The sequence below is a fragment of the Flavobacterium sp. genome, assembly GCF_013822155.1.
Classification (GTDB): Bacteria; Bacteroidota; Bacteroidia; order Flavobacteriales; family Flavobacteriaceae; genus Flavobacterium.
The window spans coordinates 38,732-59,889 of record NZ_PNJW01000001.1; the positions used below are offsets into that span (position 1 = coordinate 38,732).

The 21,158-nt window shown below is 37.0% G+C and carries 16 protein-coding genes; 12 read left to right on the plus strand and 4 right to left on the minus strand.

Annotation, left to right across the window (positions count from 1 at the left end):
- Positions 1 to 1,290, plus strand: coding sequence for a type II toxin-antitoxin system HipA family toxin (locus C0512_RS00180; RefSeq protein WP_290857960.1), 1,290 nt, complete (start codon positions 1 to 3; stop codon positions 1,288 to 1,290).
- Positions 1,291 to 1,347: 57 nt separating this feature from the next.
- On the opposite strand, the gene rsmI is transcribed toward C0512_RS00180, so the two are convergent.
- Positions 1,348 to 2,025 (minus strand): 16S rRNA (cytidine(1402)-2'-O)-methyltransferase, encoded by a 678-nt coding sequence (gene rsmI, locus C0512_RS00185; RefSeq protein WP_290857961.1) that lies wholly within the window; start codon positions 2,023 to 2,025, stop codon positions 1,348 to 1,350.
- Positions 2,026 to 2,970 (minus strand): hypothetical protein, encoded by a 945-nt coding sequence (locus C0512_RS00190; protein WP_290857962.1) that lies wholly within the window; start codon positions 2,968 to 2,970, stop codon positions 2,026 to 2,028.
- A 102-nt stretch (positions 2,971 to 3,072) separates the two neighbouring features.
- On the opposite strand from C0512_RS00190, the gene C0512_RS00195 reads away from it, so the two are divergent.
- From C0512_RS00195 to C0512_RS00235, 9 genes are all read left to right on the plus strand, one after another.
- Positions 3,073 to 3,693 (plus strand): thymidine kinase, encoded by a 621-nt coding sequence (locus C0512_RS00195; protein WP_290857963.1) that lies wholly within the window; start codon positions 3,073 to 3,075, stop codon positions 3,691 to 3,693.
- A gap of 3 nt (positions 3,694 to 3,696) precedes the next feature.
- Positions 3,697 to 6,138, plus strand: coding sequence for a bifunctional UDP-N-acetylmuramoyl-tripeptide:D-alanyl-D-alanine ligase/alanine racemase (locus C0512_RS00200; protein WP_290857965.1), 2,442 nt, complete (start codon positions 3,697 to 3,699; stop codon positions 6,136 to 6,138).
- Positions 6,139 to 6,206: 68 nt separating this feature from the next.
- Positions 6,207 to 6,614: a large conductance mechanosensitive channel protein MscL gene (mscL, locus tag C0512_RS00205; protein WP_290857966.1), complete on the plus strand. Its 408-nt coding sequence runs from the start codon at positions 6,207 to 6,209 to the stop codon at positions 6,612 to 6,614.
- 142 nt (positions 6,615 to 6,756) lie between these two features.
- Entirely contained in the window at positions 6,757 to 7,746 is a 990-nt protein-coding gene (locus C0512_RS00210) for an aspartate-semialdehyde dehydrogenase (protein WP_290857967.1), read from the plus strand.
- A gap of 60 nt (positions 7,747 to 7,806) precedes the next feature.
- Positions 7,807 to 8,142 carry a hypothetical protein gene (locus tag C0512_RS00215; RefSeq protein ID WP_290857968.1) on the plus strand — a complete coding sequence of 112 codons (336 nt, stop codon included), beginning with the start codon at positions 7,807 to 7,809 and terminating at the stop codon, positions 8,140 to 8,142.
- A gap of 78 nt (positions 8,143 to 8,220) precedes the next feature.
- Positions 8,221 to 10,602: a TonB-dependent receptor plug domain-containing protein gene (locus C0512_RS00220; RefSeq protein ID WP_290857969.1), complete on the plus strand. Its 2,382-nt coding sequence runs from the start codon at positions 8,221 to 8,223 to the stop codon at positions 10,600 to 10,602.
- Between the two features lie 12 nt (positions 10,603 to 10,614).
- Positions 10,615 to 11,175 carry a type 1 periplasmic binding fold superfamily protein gene (locus C0512_RS00225; RefSeq protein WP_290857971.1) on the plus strand — a complete coding sequence of 187 codons (561 nt, stop codon included), beginning with the start codon at positions 10,615 to 10,617 and terminating at the stop codon, positions 11,173 to 11,175.
- A gap of 140 nt (positions 11,176 to 11,315) precedes the next feature.
- The gene (locus tag C0512_RS00230; RefSeq protein WP_290857973.1) at positions 11,316 to 11,690 is read left to right on the plus strand and encodes a DoxX family membrane protein; all 375 of its coding nucleotides are present in this window, start codon (positions 11,316 to 11,318) and stop codon (positions 11,688 to 11,690) included.
- Between the two features lie 66 nt (positions 11,691 to 11,756).
- A complete protein-coding gene (locus tag C0512_RS00235) occupies positions 11,757 to 13,853 on the plus strand; it encodes a prolyl oligopeptidase family serine peptidase (protein WP_290858104.1) in 2,097 nt (698 codons plus the stop codon).
- A 43-nt stretch (positions 13,854 to 13,896) separates the two neighbouring features.
- Here C0512_RS00235 and mtgA read toward each other — a convergent pair whose 3' ends face one another.
- Both mtgA and C0512_RS00245 read right to left on the minus strand, forming a co-directional pair.
- Positions 13,897 to 14,574, minus strand: coding sequence for a monofunctional biosynthetic peptidoglycan transglycosylase (mtgA, locus tag C0512_RS00240; RefSeq protein ID WP_290857975.1), 678 nt, complete (start codon positions 14,572 to 14,574; stop codon positions 13,897 to 13,899).
- Between the two features lie 2 nt (positions 14,575 to 14,576).
- The gene (locus C0512_RS00245; protein WP_290857977.1) at positions 14,577 to 15,695 is read right to left on the minus strand and encodes an FAD-binding oxidoreductase; all 1,119 of its coding nucleotides are present in this window, start codon (positions 15,693 to 15,695) and stop codon (positions 14,577 to 14,579) included.
- A gap of 227 nt (positions 15,696 to 15,922) precedes the next feature.
- Between C0512_RS00245 and C0512_RS00250 the strand changes: the two genes are divergently transcribed.
- The gene (locus C0512_RS00250) at positions 15,923 to 19,132 is read left to right on the plus strand and encodes a reprolysin-like metallopeptidase (protein ID WP_290857979.1); all 3,210 of its coding nucleotides are present in this window, start codon (positions 15,923 to 15,925) and stop codon (positions 19,130 to 19,132) included.
- A gap of 91 nt (positions 19,133 to 19,223) precedes the next feature.
- Positions 19,224 to 21,134: a S9 family peptidase gene (locus C0512_RS00255; protein ID WP_290857980.1), complete on the plus strand. Its 1,911-nt coding sequence runs from the start codon at positions 19,224 to 19,226 to the stop codon at positions 21,132 to 21,134.
- The last annotated feature ends 24 nt before the right edge of the window (positions 21,135 to 21,158 follow it).

The following is a 21,158-nucleotide window of genomic DNA, read 5'->3' on the forward strand; positions in this document are numbered from 1 at the left end:
ATGAATACCCTAGCGGCTATAAAAATATGGAATCATCGGGTAGGAGCTATCCTTTGGGACGAATCAAAAAATGTCGGTTTTTTTGAGTTTGATAAAGACTTTGTCAAACTTCCGTTTGATTTATCTCCCCTTATGTTGCCTATCGAAGATGCCCGAAAAGGTCGTCGGGTGTATTCTTTTCCCTTTTTGAACTATGAAACCTTTAAAGGATTACCCGGTTTATTAGCCGATAGTTTGCCGGATAAATTCGGGAATCAGGTTATCGATGCATGGCTGGCTCAACAAGGCCGTTCCTCCCAACTTTTTAATCCGGTTGACCGGCTTTGTTACATTGGCAAACGCGGAATGGGAGCCTTGGAATTTGAGCCCGAATCCGGGCAACTCGCCACCCCTTCGAACCCCTTGGAAATTGAAGCCTTAGTGCAATTTGCCCGAGAAGTGCTGGACCAACGAGCCACCTTCAAAACAAATTTACAATCCGAAAACGGATTTTCTGACCTCCTTCAAGTAGGAAGTTCTGCCGGCGGTGCCCGAGCAAAAGCCATTGTAGCCTACAACCCTTCCACCGGAGAAGTCCGTTCCGGTCAAATAGATGGTTTAGCAGGCTATGATTATTGGCTTATCAAATTTGACGGTGTAACCAATCATCAATTGGGCGATCCAAAAGGATATGGAAACATTGAATATGCCTATTACTTAATGGCTCAAGCAGCCGGAATAACCATGATGGAAAGTCAGTTGAAAAAAGAAAATCAGCGGGCCCATTTTATGACCAAACGGTTTGACCGCCTTAATAATCAAAAAACGCACACACAAACCCTGTGTGGATTGGCTCACTTTGATTACAATATGCCCGGTGCCTATTCCTATGAACAAGCCTTTCAAATAATGCGGCAAATGCAACTGCCCTATACCGACATGGAAGAATTGTTCCGAAGAATGGTTTTTAACATCATGGCCAGAAACCAAGATGATCACACCAAAAACATCTCATTTCTCATGAATCCGGAAGGGAAATGGTCACTTTCACCTGCTTATGATATTACATTTGCTTATAATCCTTCCAATTTTTGGTTAAAATCACATCAAATGACCATCAATGGAAAAAAAGACAATCTCAACTTAACCGATGTTTTGGCTGTCGCAAAAAATGTACATCTAAAAAAACCGACTCAACTTATTCAGGAATGCCTAGAGGCTATTGAAAGATGGGGAGAATTTGCAGACGCTGCTTTTATTAATTCCGAGCAACAAGCAGAAATCAAGGGATTGTTTAACCTCTTAATGTAACTTAATTGTTTCATTATAGTTATTTTTTGAGCTTATTGTATCAAAAAAGTTATATTTTTATTTAACTGATTTGCCGCCTACCACCACTACAATTTCTCCTTTAGCGGGTTTATTTTCAAAGTGTTTTAGGACTTCCGCGGCTGTACCGCGAACGGTTTCTTCATGAAGTTTAGACAGTTCTCTGGACACCGAAACCGGTCTATCTGCCCCAAAATAGTTTACAAATTCAGCGAGTGTTTTTGTTAATTTATGCGGAGACACATAAAAAATCATCGTTCTGACTTCGTCGGCTAAGGCTAAAAAACGGGTTTGTCTTCCTTTTTTATCCGGAAGGAATCCTTCAAACACAAACTTATCATTAGGCAATCCGCTGTTCACTAAAGCCGGCACAAAAGCCGTTGCTCCGGGCAAACATTCTACTTCGATTTTATTTTCGACACAAGCCCTGGTCAACAAAAAACCCGGATCGGAAATGGCCGGTGTTCCGGCATCGGAAATCAAAGCAATCGTTTCTCCTGACTGTAATCGTTTAATCAATCCTTCCACCGTTTTGTGTTCATTGTGCATGTGGTGGCTTTGCATGTGCGTGCCAATTTCGAAATGCTTCAATAATTTCCCGCTGTTTCGGGTGTCTTCTGCCAAGATACAATCTACTTCTTTGAGCACTTTAATGGCTCTAAAAGTCATGTCTTCCAGGTTTCCGATGGGTGTGGGAACGATGTACAGTTTGGACATTTAGGCAAATTTTTTCTCTACCAAATTCATAAAACGAGCGGCATAATCTTCTTTTCCCTCCCAATTATTATAGTCGGGTTTTACCATATCCTCTACAAAACTTTGTGCTTCATCAAATGAATCATAGGTACTGATTTGAGAAACCACGCGGTTAAAATCCTCGTTACTTCCGGCAAATAGATGTTTTACAAAAGCAATTCGGTCATTTAGTCCGATGTTAATGCCTTTGATTAAAGTGTCGTTTAACGATGCGATTTTGTGCTCCATTTTAGCCGCAAAAACTTCCGCTTTTATTTCCGGCACAAAAGTTTCTTCCGCTTTTTCAAAGGCCATTTCTGAAGCTCTTTCCACTTCTTTCGGAACGTCGTTGACTTTTACAAAATCCGGTTCTTTATAATCTGAGCCCAATAAGTCTTCGAACAAAATTTGTTTTTGCTCTAATTTTGGAGCTGTTTTCTCTTCCTCCTCCTCTATTGATAATTCAAAAATCGGATTGAAAAGAGGTTCTATTGTTTCTGTTTTACTTTCTTCTTCCAACACCTCTTCCATTGCTGCTACTGTTTCAGGTTCAGGAACAATTTCTTCTTCGGTTAATTCTTCCACTGCTTCCGAAACTACTTCCTCAACAGTCGGTACTTCTGCTACTGGTTCTTCTTGCACTGTTTCTTCAATAGGTGCTTCTTGAACAAGCATTGGCTCAACTGTAACTTCTTCCTTTGTCGCAATAGGTTGGGCAACGGCTACTGTATTTAATTTTTCTTCCAATTCTTCGGCAGAAATTTCCTCTTTCAATACATTAATATTTTCTTCATAAAAACGAAGAATGGCTAGTTTTTCATATAATTTTTGAGCTTCCTGATGCAATTGTATTACATCTTCTTTGCCTTTTAATTTTAAAACTCGGTGGGCAATGCTGATTAAATCGGCTTCTAACTTTTTCTTCATAACTTTTAAAATTATATTGACTATAGCGTTTAGAATTTTATAAATTTGTTACTGATACAAAATAACATAAAAATATGTTGTTCACCGCTAGAAAAGTAGAAAATGTTTCTTGAAAATACCGTAAATCATAAAGAACAATTTGGTTGGATTGAAGTCATCTGCGGATCGATGTTCTCGGGAAAGACCGAAGAGCTTATTCGAAGACTGAAAAGAGCTCAATTTGCTAAACAAAAAGTGGAGATTTTTAAGCCTGCCATCGATACGCGTTATCACGATGAGATGGTGGTTTCTCATGATGCCAATGAAATTCGTTCGACTCCCGTTCCTGCGGCTGCTAATATTCGTATTTTGGCTCAAGGTTGTGATGTAGTGGGCATAGACGAAGCTCAGTTTTTTGATGATGAAATAGTGACCATTTGCAATGATTTGGCCAATTCAGGAATTCGCGTGATTGTGGCCGGTTTAGACATGGATTTTAAAGGAAATCCGTTTGGGCCAATGCCTGCTTTGATGGCAACAGCAGAATATGTCACTAAAGTGCACGCCGTTTGTACCCGCACCGGGAATTTAGCCAATTACAGTTTCCGAAAAGCAGATAATGATAAATTGGTTATGCTAGGTGAAACGGAAGAATATGAACCTTTAAGCAGAGCCGCCTATTATCATGCCCTTCGCGAACAAGCGGAACACAAAACGGAAAACACAAACAAACCTAAATCCTAACCGGTGAACCTTGTTATAAAAGATATTATTACGTTGCTCAATGCCTCCTTTTCAGGCAGTCATTCTGAAAATAGTATTGAAAACGTATCCCTCGACAGTCGCTCTCTTCAAAATAACCAACAGACTTTGTTTTTTTGTTTGGTGGGTCCCAATAACAACGGACATCATTATATTGCTGAGTTGATTGAAAAAGGGGTTCGAAATTTTATTGTCTCCGAAAAAGTTGAACCTGTTCAAGATGTCAATTTTTTACTAGTTGACAATACGTTAACCGCACTTCAAAAATTTGCTTCTTTTTATCGTAAAAAATTCGATTTTCCTGTGATTGGTATTACCGGAAGTAACGGAAAAACTATCGTCAAAGAATGGTTAAATTTTTTATTAAGTCCTGATTATAATATTATCCGCAGTCCGAAAAGTTACAATTCACAAGTGGGTGTTCCGCTGTCGGTTATTGGCATAAATGAGCAACATAACTTAGGGATTTTTGAAGCCGGAATTTCAACAGTTCATGAAATGGAGCATTTGGAACCTATCATTGAACCCACGATTGGAATTTTAACTAATATTGGGTCAGCCCACGACGAAGGTTTTGAAAATTTAGGTCAGAAAATCAAAGAAAAATTAAAATTATTCAAGCATGTTCACGTGCTGATTTATCATAAAAACAAATCGATTGACGCCTTTTTAAATCATGACATTAAAACATTTTCATGGAGTTCCAGTGATAAAACAGCTGATGTTTTAGTACATCCAAAAACCACGAATCAGCAAACCACCTTGAATGTTACTTATCAGGAAACCTGTTTTAAAATTAACATTCCATTTTCAGATGAGGCCTCTATTGAAAATGTAATTCATTGTTTGATGGTTTTATTTTATTTCAATTATGATTTTGACACCATTCAAAATCGACTATCCTTGTTGTATCCCATCGAAATGCGGTTAAAAGTCAAGAAAGGCATCAACAACACTATGCTGATTGATGACAGTTACAGTTCTGATTTTCAATCGTTAAAAATCGCATTAGACTTCTTAGAGAATCAAAAACAGCACCATAAAAAAACGCTTATCCTATCCGATATTTTTCAAAGTGGATTGGAGAATGATGAATTATATTCCCGTGTTTCGCAAATGATTATTTCCAATAAAATCAGCCGTGTAATTGGCATCGGTGAAACCATTTCCCAGTATAAATCCAAATTCTTAAACGGGATAACTTTTGGCTCACAAGCCGATTTTTTAGCCCATTTTGACAGTTTAACTTTTGAAAATGAAACCATTTTAATCAAGGGAGCCCGAAACTTTCATTTTGAAGAAATTGTTTCCTTATTAGAAGAAAAAACACATGAAACCGTATTAGAAATTAATCTAAACTCCCTTTCACATAATTTAAATTTTTATAAGGCCAAACTCAACTCCGACACCAAAATGATGGTGATGGTCAAAGCCTTCAGTTATGGAAACGGTGGTTTAGAAATAGCCAAATTATTAGAATACCTCAACGTTGATTATTTAGGTGTAGCTTTTGCCGACGAGGGAATTGCGTTGAAAAGTAATGGAATTCATTTACCAATTATGGTTTTGAATCCGGAAACTACGAGTTTTGAAGCTATTATTCAACATCATTTAGAACCGGAAATTTACAGTTTGAAAGGATTAAATGCTTTTTTAAAAATTGCCAAGCAAAAACTTCTTAAAAATTATCCGATTCACCTCAAAATTGATACCGGCATGCACCGGTTAGGTTTTGATGAAATTCATTTAGAAGAATTACTAACGATTCTAAAAAATTGCAAAACGGTTCAGGTAAAAAGTATTCTGTCTCACATGGCGACGAGTGATGATTTAACACACCACGAATTTGCTTTGGAGCAAATTGAAAAATTCAACCGTATTTCTACCTCTATCTGTAAGGAATTAGAAATTAGTCCGATTCGGCATATTTTAAATACTTCAGGAATATCCAATTATCCGCAAGCACAATTTGACATGGTTCGATTAGGGATTGGTCTTTATGGAATTTCTAATGACCCTCAGGAACAACTTTACTTGGAAAATGTAGGCACCTTAAAATCCATTATTTCCCAAATCAGAACCATTCAAAAAGGAGAAAGCGTTGGCTACGGTCGAAGATTTATTGCGGAGAGAGAAACCAAAATTGCCACGATTCCGATTGGCTATGCTGATGGAATCAGAAGAAGTTGGGGAAATGGGATTGGCTATGTCATGATAAACAATCAAAAGGCTACTATTGTAGGCAGTATTTGCATGGACATGTTAATGGTTGACGTAACTGAAATACCCTGTGTGGAAGGAAATGAAGTTATTATCTTAGGCGACAACCCCAGTGTGAGCATGATGGCTGAAAAATTAGGCACTATTCCTTATGAAATTCTGACCGGAATTTCACAACGGGTAAAAAGAATTTTTTACAGAGAATAAAAAATTTATTGCAACTGTTAAAATTTTAACTAACTTCGTTTTAACAAACCTTTTAAAACCTAATTATTATGTTCAAAGAATTTAAGAATTTTATTATGACCGGCAATGTGATTGAATTTGCCGTAGCTGTAATCATGGCCGGAGCCGTTGGGGCTGTGGTTAATGGTTTTGTAAATGATATTGTTATGCCAATAGTAGGTATGTTAACCGGCGGTGTTGATTTTTCTGAAATGAAAGTTGTTTTACAAGCTGCTGTTGTTGAATCGGAAGGTGTTGCAGCCGTTCCGGAGGTAGCAATCCGATGGGGAGCATGGGTTAACACCTTAGTTAACTTAGTTATTGTTGGGTTTGTCATGTTTATGATTATCAAAGCCTACAACAAAATGAAAAAACCAAAAGTGGAAGCACCTGCTGCACCAGTCGGACCAACACAAGAAGAATTATTAGCTGAGATTAGAGATTTATTGAAAAAATAGTCGTTCCGCTACATTATATATTCTAACTAAACTCCCGTTAAAAGCGGGAGTCTTTTTTTTACAAAAAATCAAAATTTTGTGAAACCAATCTATTTCCAATGAATATTCTATATTTTTGCAATTCAAATCTAAAAATTCACACATGAGAGTTGCAGTAGTTGGTGCTACCGGAATGGTTGGCGAAGTTATGCTTCAGGTTTTGGCCGAAAGAAATTTTCCGATAACGGAGTTAATTCCGGTTGCTTCAGAAAAGTCAGTTGGTAAAGAAATCGATTTTAAAGGAACCAACTATAAAGTAGTAGGTTTACAAACAGCGGTTGATTTGCATCCGGATATTGCTTTATTTTCTGCCGGAGGAGAAACATCTTTAGCTTGGGCTCCAAAATTTGCAGCAGTTGGCACAACCGTCATCGACAATTCATCCGCTTGGCGAATGGATCCGACTAAAAAACTAGTGGTTCCGGAAATCAATGCTTCCGAATTAACCAAAGACGATAAAATCATAGCTAATCCTAACTGTTCTACCATTCAGATGGTGATGGTTTTGGCCCCGCTTCATAAAAAATACACCATTAAACGCGTAATTGTCTCAACATATCAATCTATTACCGGAACAGGTGTAAAAGCTGTTCAACAATTAGAAAATGAATATGCGGGTGTGAAAGGCGAAATGGCTTATCCTTACCCGATTCACCGTAACGCTATACCCCAATGCGATGTTTTTGAAGACAACGGCTACACCAAAGAAGAAATGAAATTGGTTCGTGAAACCCAAAAAATTATGGGCGATAGAAGCATTGCCGTGACCGCAACCGCTATTCGAATTCCGGTAGTCGGCGGACACAGTGAAGCCGTGAATATAGAATTTTCGAATGATTTTGATGTGAATGAAGTTCGTTCGATTTTACACAACACTGCCGGCGTTACCGTTCAAGATAATTTGGATACCAAAACCTATCCAATGCCCATTTATGCTCAAGGCAAAGACGATGTTTTCGTAGGTAGAATTCGTCGTGATGAAAGTCAGCCCAACACCCTAAACATGTGGATTGTGGCGGATAATTTACGTAAAGGAGCGGCAACCAATACCATTCAAATTGCAGAGTATTTGGTCGCTAACAAACTAGTTTAACAAAAGATTAAAAGTAATTTAAGCTCCTTTTCAGGGGCTTTTTTGCTATCTTTGCTGTTGATGAAGAAAAAAATAGCTATAGTCAACCTCTATTTAATGATGGCGGTATTGTTTACAATACTGTTTCAATCGTTGCATACGTACCGACATTTAGTAGCTGATTATTTTGATAAAACTGAAGTTTGTCATCATGCACATGATGGTTTTTCACATCAACACACCGACGATGATTGTTCTGTTTGCGATTTTCATTTTTGGTTTTATATCAAACCGGATGTATTAACTCATCGATTTGATTTCCCAATTAAACCTGTTCCGTATTTGGTTCAGGAACAAGCACAAATTTCTACCTTTTCAGGTTCTCTTTTTTCATACCGAGGTCCGCCAACCGTTTAAAATTATCGAAACTAAAATATAATCATTTGTTCCAAGAACGAATGATTGTCAGTGTTTATAATTTTTTGAACCAGAAAAATGCGGTATTTTATTACTCTTTTCTTCTTGTTATGTTTTGGTTTTTCAGGTTTTGGGCAATTCACGTTACGTGGAAAAATCACCAATGAAAAAAACCAACCTTTATCAGGAAGCCATGTCCACACTAACTACAAAAATGTAGCCAGTGATCCTATTGGCGAATACGAAATCAAGGGTTTGCCTAAAGGTGAATTGCGGGTTTATATCTCCTATTTAGGATACAAAACCTGTGACACACTCCTTAACATAAAAGAAGATTATATTTTGAATGTCAAACTTACTCCATCTGAAACTACTTTGAAGGAAGTCACGGTCAAACAAACTTCTACAAAAGTCAGTAACAGTATTAGTGTGCAGCAAATCAATACGGAAAGAATTGAAAGAAGCAGCAGTCAAACCTTGGCAGAAGCTCTCAAAGAAGTATCGGGTGTTTCCCTTTTAAAAACCGGGAGCAGTATTATCAAACCGATGATTAATGGATTGCACAGTAGTCGGGTTCCGATTTTTTCCAATCAAGTTCGATTAGAAGATCAACAATGGGGAGCTGAGCATGCTCCAAATTTTGACATCAACGCTGCCGGGAAAATAACCGTCATTAAAGGAGCTTCCGGATTACAATATAGTGGTGATGCAGTGGGCGGATTAGTTATAATAGAACCCCTTACGGTGACAAAAGACACCCTTTTCGGAAAAACTATTTTGAGTGGTCTTTCTAATGGACGCGGTGGCGTAATCAGTTCAAGCATTCACCAAGGAAAGCCGACCGGATGGCGGTGGAATGCCTTGAGTACTTTTAAATATTTAGGCGATAAGGAAGCTCCTGATTATGTTTTATCCAATACCGGAAATCGTGAATTTAATTTTTCGGGAGATATTTCCTTTGTAAAAAAGGAGTATGAAGTTTTGGCCTTTTACAGTTTTTACCATGCTGAAATAGGGATATTAAGTGCTTCACACATTGGTAATGCGAATGATTTGTATAATTCGATAGAAAATCAGGTTCCCAATGTAATTAATGATTTTACTTATGCCATCATCAACCCAAAACAAAAGGTAGAGCATCATTTGGCAAAGTTGAATTACAAACAAAAAATTGATGATTCCAGTTCTCTATCAACTTTCTATTCCTTTCAGTTCAACCATCGGCAAGAGTATGATTTGCGAAGAACTGACAATGCCAACAAAGCAGCTTTAGATTTAGAATTGGCAACTCATACGCTTCAAACAGATTATAAAAAAGCATGGGAAAAATGGACTTTAAAAACCGGTATCAATGCTCTTTATCAAAACAATTTTGCCAATCCGAAAACGGATGTAAGACCCTTAATTCCTTCCTATGTTAAATTTGATGGCGGACTTTATGGGGTTGGTAACTATCAAATACATGAAGATTTAGCTCTAGAAATGGGTGTTCGCTATGATTTTTCTACCATTGAAGCTACTAAATATTATCAAAAATCCCGTTGGGAAGAACGTGACTATGATGCTGATTTTGCTGATTTTATTATTGGTGAAGTTGGAAATCAATGGCTCACCAAGCCACGTTTTACTTTTCATAATTTTTCAGGGAGTTTCGGTATTCGTAAAGCGTACACTTCTGATTGGATTTGGTTAAACAACCTCAGCCTTTCCAATAGAAATCCGAATCCATCTGAGTTTTTCAGTGATGGCTTACATCATTCTACCGGTCAAATTGAATTGGGTGATTTGCGTTTGCAACAAGAAAAGTCGATTAAATATTCTACTTCTCTCTTGAAAAAATGGAATGCGGTGTCCGTTGAATTTAATCCCTATTTTCATTGGATTTCTAACTTCATGTTTCTGAAACCTGTTGATTTCGAAACAACGATAAGAGGGGCTTTTCCGGTTTGGGAATACCAACAGACTGATGCCCGATTATGGGGAATTGATTTACGGAGTCAATGGCAAATTAACCCTACTTGGAAACATCTTTTTTCAATAGCTTATGTCAATGGAGAAAATTTAATCGAAAATCAACCTTTGATTGATATGCCTCCTTTAAACCTTTCCACGTCAGTTCAATATAAAAAATCAGCCTGGAACGAGTTGGTATTGGAGTTACAGTACGAGTTGGTTTTTCAACAAAATCGCTACCCCGATTACAATTTTGACGCCACTATTCTTGTTGATGGCGAATTGACACCTGTGACCGTTGACATCAGCACACCTCCAGATGGTTATCAACTTTTTAACTTTTATTCCGAAATGAAAGTGAAATTGTTTCCTAAAATTTTGACTACCCTTGCTTTTTCTGTTCAAAATATTTTAAACATTTCTTACCGGGACTATTTGAACCGGCAACGTTTTTTTGCGGATGAAACGGGAAGAAACATTCAACTACAATTAAAATTTAATTATTAAAAATCTAACAAAATGAAAAATCTAAAAATGATGGCCTTTGCCATAATCCTGATTACCCTGACCTCTTGTAGCAATGATGATTCTCCCGTGAATGAAGAAGAATTAATTACAACAGTTATTACTACCCTGACCGGTGGTGGTCAAACAATTACTTTAACCGCAAGAGATTTAGATGGTGATGGCCCCAACGCTCCCATGATAACCGTTACAGGTGATTTAGTTGCGGGAACAACCTATGCAGGGGCTACCCGTTTCTTGAATGAATTGAATAATCCTACTGATGAAATTACAGAAGAAGTGCAGGAAGAAGGAACTGAACATCAAGTATTTTATCAGTTGGCCTCCACTATTGGAACGGTTGCCTATCATTCAGCAAATACCGATGCTAACGGCAATCCTATTGGGCTTCAATTCACTTTAACAACGTCTGCAAACAATGCTACAAGCGGAACATTTGTTGTTACTTTAATTCATTTACCGAATAAAACAGCAACCGGAGTGGCAGCAGGAGATATCATCAATGCCGGTGGAGCTACAGATGCTCTGGCTATTTTTCCTTTAACAATTCAATAAATTTTGAAATAAACCGTGTTGAAAAACCAAACTCTTTTTAAGCAGTTTGGTTTTTTTTATTTCATTTTGTGAGTTTTATATATTATTTTTTACTAATTTAGTTATTTTAATACCTATTTACTAACCAAAATACATTTTCTATGAATTCAAGATTTACTTACTTAATGCGTTTGCTCTTAGGTGTTATCCTACTGGTTTTTGGCTTAAACAAATTTTTAAACTTTATTCCCGCACCTGAATTACCTGAAAATGCGGCTAGTTTTATTACTTCCCTAGCAACAACCGGTTATGTACTTCAGGTAGTTGGTGTCTTGGAAATTCTTATTGGTCTTTTACTTCTTACCAATAAATGGGTGGCTTTTGCTCTTGTTGTTTTAGCTCCAATTTCAGTCAATATCTTATTATTTCATTTGTTTCTGGATATCCCCGGTATTAGCGGAGCTTTATTAGTTGCCGTTATTAATGGGATTTTAATGTATAAATTGTGGCCAAAATACAAGCCCCTTTTTAACTAAATCGTATCATTTGTTTGGTTACATTTGTAAATATCAATTTATTTACAAATGAAAAAAATCATTCCTATGTTTGCAATAGTTTGTGTTATTTCAGTAAATGCACAACCTACCTCTTCTTCGTTTGCCTATCCAGAAACAAAAAAGGAAGTGGTGAAAGACACTTATTTTGGCACTGATGTGAACGACCCTTATCGTTGGTTAGAAGACGACCGTTCAGCAGAAACAGGTGCGTGGGTAAAGGCCCAAAACGAAGTTACATTTGGCTACCTTTCTCAAATTCCTTTTCGAAATCAAATTAAAGAGCGATTAGAGAAACTGTGGAATTACGAACGTATTTCTGCTCCTTTCAAAGAAGGAAATTACACTTATTTTTACCGAAATAACGGTTTACAAAATCAATCGGTTATATACCGAAAAGATAAATCCGGGAAAGAAGAACTCTTTTTAGACCCCAATACATTTGCCACTGACGGCACCACCTCTTTGGCTGATATATCCTTTTCTAAAGACGGTTCGTTGATGGCTTACTCCATTTCAGAAGGAGGAAGCGATTGGAACAAAATCATCATCATGGATGCCGTTTCAAAAAAAGTATTAGAATCTCCTATTGTTGATGTAAAATTCAGTGGAATAGCCTGGTTAGGAAACGACGGGTTCTTTTATTCGAGCTATGACAAACCGGAAGGCAGTGAACTTTCAGCCAAAACGGACGAACACAAATTATATTACCACAAACTGGGAACAACACAAAAAGAAGACAAAATAGTATTTGGTTTGAATGAAAAAAGAAGGTATATAAGCGGAGCTATTTCTGAAGATCAACATTATTTGATTATAACGGCGGCTAATTCCACTACCGGAAACGAATTGTATATTAGAGATTTAAATGACCCAAACAGCAAACTTGAAACCATCGTTGCTAATTTTGACAGTAATAATTACATCATTGACAATATAGGAACCAAACTGTTTATTGTGACCAATTTGAATGCTCCAAATCAAAAAGTTGTCACTGTAGATTTTAAAAATCCAACTCCTGAAAACTGGAAAGATTGTATTGCTGAAACAGATTATGTTTTGTCTCCCACTACCGGAGCAGGATACCTTTTTGCTAATTACATGAAAGATGCTATTTCGCAAGTAAAACAATATGATTATGACGGAAAATTAGTTCGTGAAATCAGTTTACCCGGCATTGGATCTGCCGGCGGATTTGGAGGTAAAAAAACAGAAACCGAATTGTATTTTTCCTTTTCAAATTATTTAACCCCGGGCACAATTTATTCTTTTGACCCCAAAAGCGGAACTTCAAAAGTATATGAAAAGCCCAAAGTAGATTTCAATTCCGACAATTATGAAAGCAAACAGGTTTTTTATACTTCAAAAGACGGAACAAAAATCCCAATGATTATTAACCATAAAAAAGGATTAAAATTAGACGGTAAAAATCCAACTATCCTTTATGGCTATGGTGGTTTTAATGTGAGTATTACTCCAAATTTCAGTGTTGCCAATGCTGTTTGGATGGAAAACGGAGGGATTTATGCAGTAGCAAATTTAAGAGGTGGTGGTGAATATGGCAAAAAATGGCATGATGCCGGAACGCAACAAAAAAAGCAAAATGTTTTTGACGATTTTATTGCTGCCGGTGAATACTTGATTGCTCAAAAATATACTTCTTCTGATTATTTAGCCATTCGGGGTGGTTCCAATGGAGGCTTATTAGTTGGTGCCGTCATGACTCAAAGACCAGACTTGATGAAGGTTGCTTTGCCAGCCGTTGGTGTTTTGGATATGCTACGTTATCATACCTTCACGGCCGGAGCCGGTTGGGCTTATGATTATGGTACCGCCAATGACAGTAAAGAAATGTTTTCCTATTTAAAAAATTATTCCCCTGTTCACAATGTGAAAAAAGGAGTGAAATATCCGGCTACTTTAGTAACAACCGGTGACCATGACGATCGCGTTGTACCGGCACACAGTTTTAAATTTGCTGCCGAGTTACAAGCCAAACAAGCGGGAGAAAATCCTGTGTTGATAAGAATTGATGTCAATGCAGGTCACGGAGCCGGAAAACCCATTTCGAAAACAATAGAAGAAAATGCCGATGTTCAGGCATTTACATTGTATAGTATGGGGATAAAAGAACTTAAAAAGTAACGCAAATTATCAAAAAAATGCCTTTCTAATGAAAGGCATTTTTTTAATAGTTTAATTCTATGTAACCAATATACCTACTTATTCTTGCTTTTCTTCTATTGATATAGGCGGATGAATTACTGGCTTTAAACTTTCGTGGATTAGGTAAAATAGCAGCTATCCCGGCGGCTTCCATTCGAGTTAATTTTTTGGCGTCTTTATGGTACCAAACCCTTGAAGCTTCTTGGGCCCCATAAACGCCATCACCCATTTCTATACTATTGAGATAAACTTCCATGATTCGTTCTTTTCCCCAAATGAGTTCGATTAGTACCGTAAAATAGGCTTCTAATCCTTTTCGGAGATAACTTCTTCCTTGCCATAAGAAAACATTTTTGGCGGTTTGTTGCGAAATCGTGCTTCCCCCTTTGATTTTTTTTCCTTTCTCATTGTCTTCCATTGCTTTTTCAATCGCTTCAAAATCAAAACCTTTGTGCGTTAGAAAATTGGCATCTTCGCTGGCGATTACCGCTTTTTGAAGATTAGGTGAAATCTCTTCAATTGGAACCCAATCGTGGCTACACGTCATTGGTTTACCGTCCATTTTGTGTTCAACAGCCCGTATAGCCATTAAAGGCGTGAAGGGAACCGGAACAAATTTGTATAGAATAACCATAAAGATGGAAATTCCAAAAAACCATAAAGCTGCTTTCCAAAGAAAACGGAGTATTTTTTTTATCATAATTATTGCTTAATTAAATCTGCTAATTCTTTTCCTATGCTACTTCCAATTGCTACACCCATTCCACCCAAACGAACACCACAATAAACATGTTCAGCAAGTTGTTTCACAATAGGTTTTTTTTGCTTCCCCACTCCCATGATTCCGCTCCATCGCTGTTCAATTTCAAAAGATTGATTGGGTAAAATTACATTTGTTAATAATTGTTCTAATTTGTTTTGGATTCGTTCTGTTTGGTCTAAACTTGTTGTTGTTTCTCCTTCAAAATCCAGGTTTCTTCCGCCTCCAAGTAAAATTCTATTTTCGAAATTTCTAAAATAATAATATCCTTTATCTAAATGAAACGTTCCCTTAATTTCTAAATTAGGAATTGGCTTTGTAATGAGTACTTGTGCCCGTGCCGGTTTTACTTCGCCCTTTGTTATTTCACCCGCAAAACCATTGGTTGCAAAGAGGAGTTTATTGGTAGAAAAAGAAAAATCGCCCAAAACCACTTCTACTCCTTCCCTTTTTTCAACATAAGAGGTTACTGTTTGTTGATTTAAAATTAAAACATCCTGTTGAATAGCCAATTTCAGGAGGTATTGCATCATGTTTCCGGTGTCAATCTGTGCTTCATAGGGATTGAATAAAACACAGTCATGAATTCCTTGAAAAGCAAAACAATTAACTTCTTTTGAAAAAACCTCGTTTTTAAATAACGGTTTCAGTAGCTCATTGATAAAAGGAAGTTGTTGCAAACATTCATGGTAGGTAGATTCCTCTTCTTTTAAAAAAAGTTCATACCCTCCAAAAGGTTTCAAATCCAGCACTTCATCTCCAATTCGTTTACGAAGTAATTGTAATCCATTCCAACGTTTTTGAACCAGTTGCAAGACTTCTTCTTCGGTATGTGAACGCAAATCATCTACAATTTCGGAAACAGATCCAAAACAGGCAAAACCTGCATTTTTAGTACTTGCTCCTTGTGGTAAAACCCCTTTTTCAAGGATTAAAATCTTAGCCGAGGGGAATTTATCACGCAACTGTAAGGCACAATGCAAGCCTACAATTCCACTGCCCACAATGGTGTAGTCAACTTTTGTAAACCAATTTTTAAGCTCCCAAAAACTAAATTGCATTCTCAATAAATTTTTATAAATGTACTTTTTATTTTAAAAATAGAAAAAAATAACGTTATCTCCTGAATAATAAATTATGACTTACCATCATTTTAACTTTAACCTTACCATTTTGTTATATTTTTTGTGGTTTAGGACACAAATTGTTAATAAATATGTTTTTGTGCCGATTATCTGCATGAAAAATATTTTACATTTGATTTTAATTAACTAATTAACCACATTTTATGAAGCTTAAATTACTTACGATTGCTCTTGTAGCAAGTGTGAGTTTTTCTTTTGCTCAAGAGAAAAACTCTTTTTGGAAAGCCTCTACTTTAAAAAGTACTTCTGAACTTTTAGAAAGTAAAATGCAACTTCCGCAAAACAACGTATTTGAATTAGATGTAAACGGGATAAAAAATGCTCTTTCTACATCTCCTCAACGATTTGCCAACTCTAAAGGAGGAACGATTATTTCCTTCCCCAATGCAGAAGGTGCAATGGAACGTTTCAGTGTTTATGAAAATTCTATCATGGCTCCTGAATTAGCGGCTAATTATCCTGAAATTAAATCGTATATCGGAATTGGAATAGATAATCCTACTTCTACATTATACTTCAGTATTTCACCACTTGGATTTAAATCGATGCAATTGAATGCCGGAAAATCAGCCGTGTTTATTGAGCCGCTTTCAGCAGATTTAACTACCTATTCTGTTTATAAAAAAGCGGATAAAGTGAAAAACTTTTCTCCTTTTGAATGTGCTATAATAGACCAAGTTCAAAATCAAGTTGACCCTTCTGCATTACGCCCAAATGCTGATGATAGCCTATTGAGAACCTTTCGTTTAGCGATGTCGGTAACCGGTGAATATACTGCATATTTTGGTGGCACAAAAGCTTTAGCTTTAGCCGCAATTAACAATACTATGACTCGCGTAAATGGTGTTTTTGAAAAAGATTTTGCTGTTCGTATGGTCTTAATTGCCAATACTGATTTGGTTATTTATACCAGTGCTTCTACCGATCCTTATTCTGCTTCTTCGAGTATGTCGAATTGGAATTCACAATTACAATCAACTTTAACTTCCGTTATTGGGGAAGCTAATTATGATGTAGGTCATTTATTTGGTGCGACCGGCGGCGGTGGAAATGCAGGCTGTATCGGATGTGTTTGTGTTAATGGTTCAAAAGGCAGTGGTTATACTTCTCCGGCGGACGGAATTCCATCAGGAGATAATTTTGATATTGATTATGTTGCCCATGAATTAGGTCATCAATTTGGAGCCAATCACACTTTCACATTCAGCAATGAATCAGGAACCGGAGCTCAAATGGAACCGGGAAGTGGTTCTACTATTATGGGTTATGCCGGAATTACTACGAAAGATGTTCAACCTCATTCCGATGCCTATTTTCATGCTATCAGTATCCAACAAGTTACTAATAATGTAAAAGCTAAAACCTGTCAGACGAATACTTCCACTGGAAATGCTGTTCCTACTGCGAATGCAGGATTAGATTATACAGTGCCAAAAAGCACTCCTTTCATGTTAACCGGAACCGGAACTGACGCAAACGGAGATGTTCTTACTTATAATTGGGAACAAATGGATGCCGGAACCTCCACTACTACTACACCAAGTGCTACAAAAACCGCTGGTCCAAATTTCAGATCATACAATTCATCAACTTCTCCAACAAGGTATTTCCCTAGAATGCAATCTGTTTTAACCGGAGCAACAACTACTTCGGGGACAGAAATTTTAGTAGAAGCTTTACCTTCTGTTGCCCGAACATTTAATTTTAGATTAACCGTTCGTGACAACCGAGCCGGAGATTCAGGAAACAATAGTGATGATATGGTTGTAACTGTTAATGCTACTGCCGGACCTTTTACTGTTAATTCTCCAAATACAGCTGTTTCCTACGCAGGAGGAAGTACACAAACCATTACATGGGCCGTTGCCGGAACTACTGCTAATGGTGTGAATTGTGCCAATGTTGACATCTTATTATCTACAGATGGTGGAAATACCTGGAATACATTGCTTGCAGCCACTCCGAATGATGGTACACAAGCAGTGACCATTCCAAATACTGCCGGGACACAAAATAGAATAATGGTAAAAGGAACCAATCATATTTTCTTTGATGTTTCCAATACAAACTTTACAATTACAGCAGGCTCTTCAGATACTGTTGCTCCAACTGCTCCTACTTTAGCTGCATCTGGGACAACACAAACTACTACCAATTTATCTTGGTCAGGAGCAACTGATAACGTAGCCGTAACCGGTTATGATGTTTACAGAGGCACAACTTTACTTGGCTCAACAGCCTCTACGACTTATGCCGTTTCAGGATTAACTGCTTCAACAACTTATTCCTTTACTGTTATAGCCAAAGATGCTGCCGGAAATAGTTCCGTTGCCAGTAATGCCGTTAGTGTGACAACTCTTGCAACAGTTGCAGACACAACCGCTCCAACCGCTCCAACTTTGTCAGCGTCAGGAACAACACAAACTACCACCAATTTATCTTGGTCAGGAGCAACTGATAATGTTGCCGTAACCGGTTATGATGTTTATAGAGGCACAACCTTACTTGGTTCAACCGCTTCAACTACTTATGCCGTTTCAGGATTGACTGCTTCAACAACTTATTCCTTTACTGTTATAGCCAAAGATGCTGCCGGAAATGTTTCTGTTGCCAGTAATGCCGTTAATGTAACTACATTAGCTGTCTCAACTGTTACGTATTGTGCTTCTCAAGGAAATAGTACTGCAGATGAATACATTAACCGTGTTCAGTTGGGAACTATCAATAATTTATCAGGAAACAACAGTGGTTACGGAAACTTTACTGCACTATCTACTAATTTAGTGAGAGGAACAAGTAATTCTATCACCATTACACCCGCTTGGACAGGAACTGTTTATAGTGAAGGTTACCGCGTTTGGATAGACTATAACCGAGATGGTGATTTTGCTGATAGTGGGGAACAAGTTGTAAACGTTACTAAAACTAAAACAACTCCAATAACCAGAAGTTTTACTGTACCTACAACAGCATTAATTGGTTCAACCAGAATGCGTATTTCTATGAAATATAACGCTTCTCCAACTTATTGTGAAACATTCTCTTACGGAGAAGTTGAAGATTATACGGTAAACATAGTTGCCACAGCCAGAGGAGAACAGGAAATTGTTTTAGAACCTGTTTCTAAAGAGTCATTTACCTTATATCCAAATCCAATTAAAGGAGATTTAGTTCATATTGATGCTGAAACGCAATTTACAACTTATAAAATCTTGAATTTATTGGGTCAAGTGATTGCTCAGGGAAAAATTGAAAACAAAACAGTTTTAGTTTCAAATCTTGCTTCCGGAACCTATTTATTAGAAGTGTCAGACAATGAAACTTCTGCTGTGAAGAGGTTTATCAAACAATAAGTAATTCATTTATAAATCTAAGCCATCTCGTTGAGGTGGCTTTTTTTATGGAAAAAAAATAGTTACTTTTATACTTTGAAAATCAAATACAATGAAAAAAATAATTTTAATCCTCGCTTTTATAATGGGAGCATCGTCCGTTTCAGCACAACAAATTTTAACCCCGGAATTACTCTGGAAACTTGGAAGAGTTTCTGCTTTAGGCATTTCTAAAGATGGAAAAAATGTGATTTACAAAGTTTCTGTACCTTCGGTAGAGGAAAATAAATCTGATTCTAAATTTTACAGCATTTCTGTGAATGGTGGTTTTGCAACCGAAATTCCTGAAACTAAAGAACTTTTGACTGATAAAAACCTTTCCCCCGACGGAAAATATTTGCTTTCCAACAAAGAAGTTAAACTTGAAAAAATATTGGGTAAAGACCTCTATCCTGAACTTGAAAAATCAAATGTTCAAGTCTATAACGGATTAGATTATCGCCATTGGGATACTTGGAATGATGGAAATCATAATCATGTTTTTTATGCCGATGCGAATGGAGATGACAAATCTGTTGCCATTGACATCATGAAAGGAGAGCCTTATGATTCTCCCCAAAAACCATTTGGTGGGGACGAAGATTTCACTTGGTCACCAGACGGAAAAAGTATCATTTACGTTTGTAAAAAGAAATCAGGAACTGCCTATGCCACATCGACAAATACTGATTTATATGAGTATAATTTAGAAAACAAAACAACCAAAAATCTAACTGAATCTAATTTAGGATACGATACAAATCCCCTCTTTTCCCCTAACGGCGATTTGACCTGGTTACAAATGAAACGTGATGGTTATGAAGCTGATAAAAATGATATCATTGTTCGATTTAAAGGAATGGACATGAACTTAACTGCCAATTGGGACGGAACAGTAGATGGTTTCAAATGGAGTCCTGATAGTAAAAAAATCTATTTTACCGCCGCTGTGGATGGTACAAAACAATTATTTGAAGTTAACTTTCCCGGCTTAACCCGAATAGCTGTAATGGTTCGTCAAATTACAACCGGTACTTTTGACGTGAATGATTTGGTTGGATTCACCGGAGATAAAATCATTGTAACCCGAACAGACATGAATCATTCTAAAGAAATTTATTCTTATGATTTAAAGAAAAATGCTTGGTTAAAATTAACCGAAGTAAATGACAAAGCCTATGCTAAAATGTCTTTACCTACTTATGAAAAAAGATATGTAACCACAACCGACGGTAAAAAAATGTTGGTTTGGGTAATTCTTCCTCCTAATTTTGATAAAACAAAAAAATACCCCACCCTTTTATATTGTCAAGGCGGGCCACAAAGTGCTTTAACACAAAGTTATTCCTTCCGTTGGAATTTCTCTTTAATGGCTTCGCAAGGTTATGTTATTGTGGCACCAAACCGAAGAGGAATGCCTGGACATGGTGTCGCATGGAATGAACAAATCAGTAAAGATTGGGGTGGTCAAGTGATGGATGATTATTTATCTGCCATTGATGATGTTTCCAAAGAGTCCTATGTTGACAAATCAAGACTTGGTGCTGTAGGTGCGAGTTATGGTGGTTATTCTGTTTTCTATTTGGCCGGAATACACAATAAACGCTTTAAAACATTTATTTCGCATTGTGGTGTTTTCAATTTGCAAAGTATGTACGGCACCACCGAAGAAGTTTTTTTTACAGACTGGGATAGTGGCGGTCCTTATTGGGAAAAAGATAATTCTGTTGCTCAAAAAACTTATACGCAATTCAATCCGATTAATTTAGTTTCAAAATGGGACACTCCTATTTTAATTATTCAGGGAGGCAAAGATTATCGTGTGCCCATTGGACAAGGACAAGAAGCTTTTCAAGCAGCTCAATTACGTGGAATAAAAAGCCGATTTATGTTGTTCCCTGAAGAAAACCATTGGGTACTTAAACCACAAAATGCTTTGGTTTGGCAACGAGAATTTTTTGGCTGGTTGAAAGAAACATTGTAGAAAAAGAAATAATACTAAAATAAA